Source organism: Flavobacterium sp. (assembly GCF_044368625.1).
Taxonomy (GTDB): domain Bacteria; phylum Bacteroidota; class Bacteroidia; order Flavobacteriales; family Flavobacteriaceae; genus Flavobacterium.
The window spans coordinates 1-10,446 of the sequence record NZ_JBIPPD010000117.1; the positions used below are offsets into that span (position 1 = coordinate 1).

Below are 10,446 nucleotides of genomic sequence, written 5' to 3' on the forward strand. Positions count from 1 at the left end.
CTTTAAAATGCGCAATACAATTGGCTTCACTACTAAATTCGACTCCAAAACTAAAAATATTCATACCCAATAATTTATCTATCAAACAAATATACAAAAATATGAGCAATTACGGATATACATTTAAAAAATAAAAAAATAAGTTTCCTATTTTTAAAATACAGAATGCGAGACATTATTTTAAAACGTTAAAATTAATGACTAATTTTATTTATTTTTTTAAAAGTTCTAAAATATTTACTAATCCTTTCATTTTACAGCCAAAAGCGAGTATCAAATATATAAAAGCAAATAGAATTATTCCAAATATTATTCTGAAAATATCGACTACAGAATTTGTAGTAAAAAAATAATCTAAAATGTAGAGTGCACCTCCTGCTACCAAACAAAGTAGCATCACAGAACCTATATCTCCTATTTGTTGCGAGTGTGAATAATTCAACACTTTTTTACTGTAGGCTACATTAATAAAAAAACAAATAATTACATATACGATCTGGGATAACAATAAAGGAATAATACCAAATTGAAGGGCAACCACTACAAGCACTAGTAGAATGGGCTTCTGGATTAGCTCTATTTTGAGTATAATATCACTTCTTCCAATAATGGCAAATAAATTTATATTGTAACTATTTATAGGTCTTAAAATAGCGGCAAAACAAATTATTTGAAAATAAGGAACTGCATCAATCCATTTCTCAGTAAAAAGAAACACGAAAATAGGCTCAGCTAATACAACAAGAACAATTAAAACGGGTGCTGTAACAAAAATAACGGCTTGTAAAATTTTTCGATAAATTTCGGACATCCGCTCTTTATCGTCTTGAATACTGGCCAAAAGAGGGAATGACACTTTGGTTAATGTATTGGCAATACTATTGACTGCCATATTTTTCATAGAGTCTGAACGGGAAAAGTAGCCTACTGTTTTTGGGGAATAAAACCGCCCTAGAACGATTGGATAAATATTACCAAATATTGCATCAATTAAATTCGTTAATGTTAGTTTATAGCCAAATTGAAAATGCTTTATGAATTTTTGTTTATTAAAAACCCATTTTGGCCTCCACGATGAGAAAAACCAAATTAATAATGCATTAAAGAGTGTGGTAGATATAGTGCTGTAAACCAAACTCCAAACGCCATATCCTGAATATGCAAAGTAAATACCTAAAACTCCTCCAATTATTGTTGCTGGAAGAGAAATAGCAAGCAATTTCTTAAATCGCATTTCTTTAGTTAAAATTGCATTTTGTACCGTTGTAAAAGCTCCTAAAATAAAAATTACTGAATACACACGTACTACATCGGTCAAAATGGGCTGTCGATAGAAATCGGTAACAAAAGGTGCTGTAATAAACAACAATAGATATAATACGAATCCTAAAAATAAGTTAAAGTAAAAAACCGTTGAATAGTCTTCATCATCAACATCCTGAGTTCTAATTAAAGATTGAGCGAGTCCGGCATCGAGCAAAACATTGCCTATCGTAAAAAAAACATAAATCATCCCCATCAGCCCAAATTCGGCTGGCAATAATAACCTTGCCATAAATATCGAAACGCCAAAGTTGACCCCCAACGTACTGAACTGCTGGATGAACGACCATATGAAACCCGAAGCAGCTTGTTTTTTTAAAGACATTTATTGATGAGATTTTTTTTAAAAATAGAGTTTTTAAGAAGCTCTATTTTAAAATTAAATTATTTTTAGTTAGAACGATGCATTTATTATTGAAACTATGTTTTCCAAATCTTCTTTTGGAATTGCATGATTCAAAGGCAAACAGAGTATGCGACTGGCGGTACTTTCTGAAATTTCCATCTTGGTATTCGCTACAAAAGGCAACGTATTGAGCGAGGGGTAAAAATAGCGTCGTGCAAATATAAGTTCGTTAGTAAGCGCTTGTTCTGTTTTTAATAATGCTTCTTCGCTTTTAAATACAACGGGATAGTAGCTGTAATTCCAGTCGGTATTTTCTCTGATTTTCAGGGCCTTCAAATTTAAAAAATCCAACTCATTGTTGTAAAAGTCGACCGCTTCTTTTCGACCTGCTATAATTTCGGGCAGATACGGAAGTATTGCCAAACCCATGGCGGCATTCAACTCTGAAATTTTTCCGTTGATACCCATTCCAAAAAAATCCAGATGTCCGTTGTGTCCAAAATTATGACTGTAATATATTTGATGGAATAAGTCTAAATTTTTGCAAAAAACACCTCCCCCTTCTCCGGTATGGAATAATTTAGTAGCATGAAAACTGCACGTGCTGATGTCGCCAAATTCAAAGATACTGGTACCGTTGTACCGAACACCAAAACTATGGGCCGCATCGTAAATAACGGAAAGGTTATGTTTTGCAGCAATTCGCTCAATTTCTTCTATATTACAAGGGTTTCCAAATACGTGTGTGGCTAAAATACAAGTGGTTTTATCGGTTATTGCCGCCTCGATTTTAGATTCGTCTATGGTAAAGTACTCTGGATGAATATCCACAAAAACCGGTGTGCAATTTTCCCACACTATAGTTGATGTCGTAGCGACATAACTAAACGGAGTGGTTATAACTTCGCCTTGTTTGCCCAATAATTTTAAGGCAATTTGAAGCGGAATAGTACCATTATTAGTAATCAACAAATTACTTTGTTCCAAGCCCAAATAATGGGTTAACTTGTGTTCCAGCTCTAAAACCAATTCTCCCCTGTTCGTGATCCATTCGTTTGTAAACGCACGTTGCACTTGAGCCGTATATTCGGCAATAGGTGGTAAAAAAGTTTTAGTAACGTTTATCATTTTCGTTTGATGATGGCGATTAATTCAGAAAGGGCACTTATTTTAAAAAGATACGTGATACTAAAATATAATAGTACACCGGTACTCGCTCCGATGCTTAATCGAAAAAAATCAGTAATCGAATTTATTTTTAAAAAATAATCCATAAAATAAACTAGTCCGCCTACTGCAATACTAAGTACAATCATAGGAAGTAAATCTTTGGTTTGTTGCCAAGAAGTATAACTCAAATACTTTCCGCTAAAATGAGTATTGACAAAGAAGCCCACAACAGAAAGCAGCAATCCTCCATATAACAGACCGTAAATTCCGTATTGAAATGAAATAACAATCACTAGTGCAATCATCACTTTTTTTAAGATTTCCAGTTTTAGAAACAAATCACTTCTGCCTTTAACGATTAATATTTGCAAATTATACCCGTGAATGGGATACATTATTCCAGTGAAGCAAAGTATTTGAAAATAAGGAACGGCAGGCATCCATTTTTCTGTAAATAAAAATCGGAATAGAGGTTCTGCCAGTGCCGCCATCAAAACCAATAAAGGGGCTACTAAAAATACCACCATTTGCATTATTTTTTTGTAAACCATTTTTAATCGTTCGTCGTCATTTTGAATACTTGAAAACAGCGGAAAAGTCACTTTAGTAATTACTGCATTGACAATTCCGACAGGCAGTATGGACAATGTATCGGCTCGACTGTAAAAACCCACTTGAGCGGGTGCGAAAAATTTTCCAATTATAATAATGTAAGCATTTGTAAAAAGAGTATCCAATACTCCCGAAAACATCAGTTTAACGCCGTAATTGAAATGGTATTTGAATTTTTGAATGTTAAAAACCCTCTGCGGAAACCATTTAGCCCAAATCCACAACTGAATTGTTGAAGCAATTGCTTGAACGATACCACTCCAAACCAAACTCCAAACGCCAAAACCCTTATAGGCCATCACAATACCCACTGTACTGCCAATAATTAACGAGGGAACTGCTACTTTGGTTTGCGTTTTGAAGTCTAAATTCTTAGTCAATCGCGTAATTTGAATAGCCGAAAAAGCATTGATTATAAACGTGATAGTATATAGTCGAACTACATTGGTCAATAATTCTTGTTTATAAAAAGCAGCAATATAAGGAGCGGCTAGAAAAGTAATTACGTAAATAACAACACTTCCTACTAAGTTGAAATAAAAAACCGTAGCATAGTCTTCTTCATCTAAATTCTCGGATCGAATGAGGGACTGGGTTAATCCTCCTCCAATAAGGGTTGAACCTATTCCTATGAAAATTCCCAACATTGCTATGAGACCAAATTCGGCGGGTAAAAGCAATCGTGCGAGAATCAAAGAAACTCCAAGACTTAACCCTTGTGTTCCCAAAAGTTGTAACGAAGTCCAAAATACGCCCGATAAGGCTTGTTTTTTTAATGACATTTTTTTGCAACGCTACTTTAAGAACTAAAAAGGGCCTATGTTTTTTTATGATTTTTAACAATTATATTTTTTGACTTCAATGTAAAATAATGTTACATTTTAAAGTTTTCCGTCGACGTTATTGCCTAAAATTCCTTTGACATCATATACAATGGCCGACTCCTTTTTTAAACTTGCTATATCCAGTTTTAAAAATTCATTGTGTGCTACCCCCAAAACGATGGCGTCAAATTTAGTTGTGGGTTGTGTGTGAGATGCTGAAACAAGTTCAGCATGACAAATCAAACCATATTCATGCATTACTTCGGCTGGATTTGCCCAAGGATCGTAAATGGTTACTTTTACATTATAGTCTTCCAAGGCTTTGATAACATCAACCATTTTAGTATTTCGAACGTCTGGACAATTTTCTTTAAATGTAATCCCAAGCATTAAAATTTCTGCACCATTGACCTTAATATCTTTTTTAATCATCGTTTTAACGACCTGATTGGCAACGTATTCTCCCATACTGTCGTTCAAACGTCGGCCTGCCAATATAATTTCAGGATGATAGCCTACCTCTTGTGCTTTTTGGGCTAAATAATACGGATCGACTCCTATGCAATGCCCACCCACAAGTCCTGGTTTGAAAGGTAAAAAATTCCATTTGGTTCCAGCAGCTTCTAGAACCGCATGGGTATCAATTTGGAGTAGGTTGAAAATTTTGGCCAATTCGTTTACAAAAGCAATATTAATGTCCCGCTGCGAATTTTCGATCACTTTGGCGGCCTCCGCTACTTTAATGGTTGGTGCCAAATGCGTTCCTGCAGTGATAACTGATTTGTACAAGTCATTTACTTTGACGCCTATTTCGGGTGTGGAGCCTGAGGTTACTTTTAATATTTTTTCGACCGTGTGTTCCTTATCGCCTGGATTGATGCGTTCGGGCGAATATCCTGCAAAGAAATCGATATTAAATTTCAGTCCAGAGACACGTTCTAAAACGGGAATGCATTCCTCCTCAGTAGCACCCGGATAAACGGTAGATTCGTAAATAACAATATCTCCTTTTTTCAATACCTTTCCAACGGTTTCACTTGCTTTGTAAAGCGGGGTCAAATCAGGTCGGTTGTTTTTATCGACAGGAGTGGGTACTGTAATGATATAATGGGTCGAGTCTTCAATGTCTGCTAGTGTTGCCGAACAAAGCAAACCTTTTGCATTATTGATAAAATCTTTCACCAAAACAGCTTGTAAAACGTCGTCGCTCACTTCGAGGGTTTTGTCGCTGCCTGCATTTAATTCTGCTATTCGTACCTGATTGATATCAAATCCAACTACTTGGTATTGCGTTGCAAAAAGCCGAGCCAATGGCAAACCTACATATCCTAATCCAATTACCGCTATTTTTTCCATAATTTGTGTTCTTGTCGTATTTTATAGAAGTTCTTCTCTTTTGGAAGTCCTGTTTGAAATTTTTAATATCTATTTTCCACGGCTTCGCCTTGTGAGTCCCACTTTTGGGTTCACAAATTGCCATTTATTTGATCAGCATTTTTATTTTAAAAATAGCTCCTCTATTTTATTTTGACGTTTTCAAAGCAAATTACTTTAAAAACAATTCAATATTACTGCAAAACTAAAACAAACCTTTGTCGAAAAACACATATCAATCTATTTTTTCAACAAATCTTATATGTCATTTTCTATTTTTTTCTCTTTTGAATTTAAAAAGTTCATTATAGTGATGTTCTATTTATGACCAATTTGATTCCTAAACTTGGTAAAAACAAATGTGCTTTTTGATTTGAAATGTATTCAATTGTAGCATTTTGCCCTTTAAAAAACCCTTGTTGCAATTGCACTAATTCGCCAGGTTGCAAAGTATCCACCACAATTTCGGAATTGGGCTTTTCAATGGCATTTTGCATCAACTGCATTTCTTCTGGTCTGATTACAGCCGGTTTTCCTAACCAAAAAATATAATTCAAAACTCCATCAATTACAAATACTTCCGTGCGTTTCGAATCTTCAATTTGAATAAACACATAGGAACTAAAAAGTGGAGATGTTACTTTCTTTTTTCGGTCGCTCCATTGGCGAATTTCAGTTTTTAGAGGCAAATAAATCGTGAAGCCCAACTTTTTTAATTGTTCTGCCACTTTTTGCTCCTTTCGGGGCTTTGTATATAATGCGTACCAGTTGAGCATGAATTTAGAATGTATATTTCTGCCTTGAAAAATCGTTAATTCTCATAAAAATAAACACACTTTTTCTGTTTTCAAAACCTATTTTGCCTATTTCAAATTATCCCAATACCATGCCACAGCTTGCTTCAATCCTTCCTGCATTGAAAATTGCGGATTATAACCTAGCAAACTTTTCGCTTTGTCAATACTTGCCAGGGAATGCGGTATATCACCCACACGATTTGGTCCATAAACCGTTTCAATCGCACCAATCTTAGGATCAAAATCTGACAAATACTTCTTTAACGATGCCATCAAATCGTTTAAGGTTGTTCGGTCGCCAAAAGCGGTATTGTACACTGTATTCATAGCCGCGGGATCTTCGGTTAGCATCGCTAGCACATTCATTTGAATGACATTATCGATGTAGGTAAAATCTCTCGAATAATTTCCATCGCCATTTATTACGGGGCTTTCGTGGTTCATCAACTGCATTACAAATTTCGGAATCACTGCTGCATATGCCCCATTTGGATCTTGTTTTCGACCAAAAACATTAAAATAACGCAAGCCAATTGTATTTAAACCGTAGGTTCGTTGAAAAATGTCGGCATACAATTCGTTCACATATTTTGTAATGGCATAAGGCGAAAGTGGTTTACCGATGATGTCCTCCACTTTAGGCAAATGCTCCGAATCACCGTACGTAGATGAAGAAGCGGCATATACCATCTTCTTTACTTTTGCATCGCGAGCTGCAACCAACATGTTTAAGAAACCAGAAACATTGACATCATTTGTAGTAATCGGATCGTTAATGGATCGGGGAACAGAGCCTAAGGCTGCTTGATGCAAAATATATTCAACCCCTTCAGCGGCTTTGTGACAATCGTTTATGTTTCGAATATCACCCACAATTAAAGTAAAATCAGGATTACTCAATAAGTGCTGGATATTGGACGCTCTTCCGGTTGCAAAATTGTCCAAACACACCACTTTATTGTTGTGTTTTAACAAATGTTCACACAAATTGGAACCAATAAAACCAGCTCCACCAGTAACTAAAATAATTTTATTTTCTATTTGTTGCATCTTTTTTTCTCACCCTCCCGATAGCTATCGGAACTCCCAAAATGGAGGGATCCAGGAGTATTTAATTAAATATTATTTTTTTTATTAACCTAATTTTTTTAACTCTTTTTCGGCTACTTCTTTGCGCAAACTTGAACTGGAAAATCGGTGGTCGCGTGTGTTGAAATAAAATTCAATACCCTTGCTTTCACAGTATTCTCGGCCTGTAAATTGTTTGCTGCTGTATTCGTCGCCAATAATACGAACATCAATCTTAAACGAACGTAAAATATCTTCTAAATCTTGTTCTGTAGCATAGGGTACTATTTCGTCCACAAATTTACAACCTTTGAGCTGGATGTAACGCTCTACTACCGTTTGAGTGGGTCGGTTTTTCTCCGGACGGTCTAATGTAGGATCTGTTTGTAAACCTACAATCAAATAATCACATTGTCTTTTTGCCTCTTCCAACATTTTAATGTGTCCTGCATGCAGCAGATCGAAGGCGCTGAATGTTATTCCTACTTTCATATTCGTAATGTTTTACTATTAAAGAATTAGCGCATCGTTTTAAATCATCATTTTAAAAACTTTAATGCCTTTGCGTTTTCCGACTGTTTCTCTCGTCTATTCGCTTGACTCTATAGTCTGCATTCTGTATGCTCCTGTTTTAATCCTGCTCAACCATTTTTCGTTGTTCAAATACCAATCGATTGTTTGCTCCAATCCTTGTTCAAATGTTACACTTGGTTTCCATCCCAACTCACTGTTGAGTTTAGTAGCATCGATAGCATATCGTAAATCGTGTCCCGGTCGATCGGTTACATAAGTTATTAATTTTGCTGACTCGCCGCTTTTACGATTCAACTTAGTGTCCATTATCTGACACAGTAAATGTACCAAATCGATATTTTGCCATTCATTGAAACCACCAATATTATAAGTCGACTTTAATTTTCCTTGATGAAAAATTAAATCAATAGCAACTGCATGATCTTGTACAAATAACCAATCACGGGTATACTTACCGTCTCCATAAACAGGCAAAGCTTTATTATCAATGCAATTTTGAATAAAAAGGGGAATTAATTTTTCAGGAAATTGGTTAGGTCCATAATTATTTGAACAATTGCTGATGATGTAGGGCATGCCGTAGGTTTCGCCAAAAGCACGTACAAAATGATCCGAACTTGCTTTTGACGCCGAATACGGTGAGTTAGGGTCATAGGAAGTTGTTTCGGTAAACAGGCCTTCGGCACCCAAAGATCCATAAACTTCGTCGGTACTGATGTGGTAAAACAATTTACCCTCCCAGTTCGTTTGCCACATTTTTTTAAAGGCATTTAACAAATTGAGTGTACCGATTACATTGGTTTGTACAAATGCTGTCGAATCTTTAATGGAACGGTCTACATGTGATTCGGCCGCCAAATGGATTACATTATCGAACTGGTGCTTTATAAAAAGAGCTTCCAAGCCGTCTGCGTCTACAATATCCGCTTTGATAAAGGTATAGTTCGGTTCAAAAGCTACATCTGCAATATTATCCAGATTACCAGCATACGTTAACGCATCTAAATTAAAAATATGATACGACGGATATGCTTTTACCAATTGACGTACTACGTGAGATCCTATAAAACCTGCTCCTCCAGTTACTAAAATTTTCTTCATTGTATCGTTATGCCAAATATTAAGACAAAAGTATTAAGTTTATGTATTAACTACTAAGATTCAAGTATTAAGATTAAAAAATTAGATATTAAAATTTAAGTTTAAACATTTCATTTATCTTTTGAAAGACTCCTTTTCACAATTTTATAAACCTACATCTTTTTCTAATTTCTAAATCTATTCTTTATATTCGATTCTTTAAATTCTATTCTTTATAATTTATTTCCCGGTTCCCACGGCGTAGAATATAAAGCCAATTTCTTTTAATTTTTTTCCATCCAATACGTTACGACCGTCAAAAATGAAAGCAGGCTTTAGCATATTGTCGAAGATCTTCTGCCAATCGTAGGTTATAAACTCATCCCATTCTGTTAAAACAGCAATGGCGTGAGCTCCTTGGCACGCTTGATACGGATCCACAACCGACACAACTCCTGCTGCATTTTCTGCTTCCGAGCGACTTCCTAAATAATTTAAATCATTTTGAATCTGTGTTTCTTTCACCTTGGGATCGAAAACCACTATACTTGCTTGCTCGTTTAACAAATGATCGGCAACATACATAGCAGCTGATTCACGTGTGTCATTCGTGTCTTTTTTGAATGCCCATCCCAAAAAAGCAATTTTTTTGCCTGAAACCGTGTTGTACAACGTACTCACAATTGTACTGGCAAAGCGTCGCTTTTGGTGGTCGTTCATAATTATTACTTGTTCCCAATAATGGGCTACTTCATCCAATCCGTATGATTTAGCTATGTAAACCAAATTCAAAATATCTTTCTGAAAGCAAGAACCACCAAATCCTACCGAAGCTTTCAAAAACTTGGACCCAATTCGACTGTCCATTCCGATGGCACGAGCGACTTCGGAAATATCGGCACCCGTTCGCTCACACAATTCGGACATTGCATTGATTGACGAAACACGTTGAGCGAGAAAAGCATTGGCTGTCAATTTAGACAGTTCCGAACTCCATAAATTGGTGGTAAGAATTCGCTCTATTGGCACCCAATTGGCATAAATGTCGACCAGAGCTTTAACCGCTTCTTGACCCTCAGGGGTACTGTCGCCACCAATCAAAACCCGATCTGGATTTAGCAAGTCGGTTACTGCGGTTCCTTCGGCCAAAAATTCGGGATTGGATAGTATTTGAAACTGTACTCCACTTCCCGTATTATGTAATATATTTTTAATCGCTTCGGCAGTACGAACAGGCAAAGTCGATTTCTCCACCACTATTTTATTTGTTTTTGCAACTGATGCTATTTGACGGGCACATAGTTCGATGTATTTCAAA

At 35.9% G+C, this 10,446-nt stretch carries 9 protein-coding genes; all 9 read right to left on the bottom strand.

The genetic code is table 11. The features are described from left to right. Window positions 1-211 precede the first annotated feature (211 nt). A complete protein-coding gene (locus ACIQ2X_RS09830; protein WP_396178755.1) occupies window positions 212-1,648 on the bottom strand; it encodes a lipopolysaccharide biosynthesis protein in 1,437 nt (478 codons plus the stop codon). A 69-nt stretch (window positions 1,649-1,717) separates the two neighbouring features. Then, window positions 1,718-2,797 (bottom strand): DegT/DnrJ/EryC1/StrS family aminotransferase, encoded by a 1,080-nt coding sequence (locus ACIQ2X_RS09835; RefSeq protein WP_396178756.1) that lies wholly within the window; start codon window positions 2,795-2,797, stop codon window positions 1,718-1,720. Continuing rightward, entirely contained in the window at window positions 2,794-4,233 is a 1,440-nt protein-coding gene (locus ACIQ2X_RS09840; RefSeq protein ID WP_396178757.1) for a lipopolysaccharide biosynthesis protein, read from the bottom strand. Before ACIQ2X_RS09840 ends, ACIQ2X_RS09835 begins: the two co-directional genes overlap by 4 nt. 99 nt (window positions 4,234-4,332) lie before the next feature. Then, window positions 4,333-5,631 (bottom strand): nucleotide sugar dehydrogenase, encoded by a 1,299-nt coding sequence (locus ACIQ2X_RS09845; protein WP_396178758.1) that lies wholly within the window; start codon window positions 5,629-5,631, stop codon window positions 4,333-4,335. Between the two features lie 323 nt (window positions 5,632-5,954). After that, a complete protein-coding gene (locus ACIQ2X_RS09850; protein ID WP_396178759.1) occupies window positions 5,955-6,425 on the bottom strand; it encodes a UpxY family transcription antiterminator in 471 nt (156 codons plus the stop codon). Window positions 6,426-6,512: 87 nt separating this feature from the next. Then, window positions 6,513-7,496: an SDR family oxidoreductase gene (locus ACIQ2X_RS09855; protein WP_396178760.1), complete on the bottom strand. Its 984-nt coding sequence runs from the start codon at window positions 7,494-7,496 to the stop codon at window positions 6,513-6,515. A gap of 84 nt (window positions 7,497-7,580) precedes the next feature. Then, window positions 7,581-8,006, bottom strand: a complete 426-nt coding sequence (locus ACIQ2X_RS09860; protein WP_396178761.1) for an adenylyltransferase/cytidyltransferase family protein — start codon at window positions 8,004-8,006, stop codon at window positions 7,581-7,583. A gap of 96 nt (window positions 8,007-8,102) precedes the next feature. Next, on the bottom strand, window positions 8,103-9,149 hold the full coding sequence (rfbB, locus tag ACIQ2X_RS09865; protein ID WP_396178762.1) for a dTDP-glucose 4,6-dehydratase: 1,047 nt from the start codon (window positions 9,147-9,149) through the stop codon (window positions 8,103-8,105). Window positions 9,150-9,368: 219 nt separating this feature from the next. Next, a partial coding sequence (locus ACIQ2X_RS09870; protein WP_396178763.1) for a nucleotide sugar dehydrogenase occupies window positions 9,369-10,446 on the bottom strand: 1,078 nt, incomplete at its 5' end.

Coding starts and splice junctions, on each gene's coding strand:
- ACIQ2X_RS09835 (WP_396178756.1), bottom strand. CDS start 2,797: ATGATAAACGTTACTAAAACTTTTTTACCACCTATTGCCGAATATACG.
- ACIQ2X_RS09840 (WP_396178757.1), bottom strand. CDS start 4,233: ATGTCATTAAAAAAACAAGCCTTATCGGGCGTATTTTGGACTTCGTTA.
- ACIQ2X_RS09850 (WP_396178759.1), bottom strand. CDS start 6,425: ATGCTCAACTGGTACGCATTATATACAAAGCCCCGAAAGGAGCAAAAA.
- ACIQ2X_RS09860 (WP_396178761.1), bottom strand. CDS start 8,006: ATGAAAGTAGGAATAACATTCAGCGCCTTCGATCTGCTGCATGCAGGA.
- ACIQ2X_RS09830 (WP_396178755.1), bottom strand. CDS start 1,648: ATGTCTTTAAAAAAACAAGCTGCTTCGGGTTTCATATGGTCGTTCATC.
- ACIQ2X_RS09845 (WP_396178758.1), bottom strand. CDS start 5,631: ATGGAAAAAATAGCGGTAATTGGATTAGGATATGTAGGTTTGCCATTG.
- rfbB (WP_396178762.1), bottom strand. CDS start 9,149: ATGAAGAAAATTTTAGTAACTGGAGGAGCAGGTTTTATAGGATCTCAC.
- ACIQ2X_RS09855 (WP_396178760.1), bottom strand. CDS start 7,496: ATGCAACAAATAGAAAATAAAATTATTTTAGTTACTGGTGGAGCTGGT.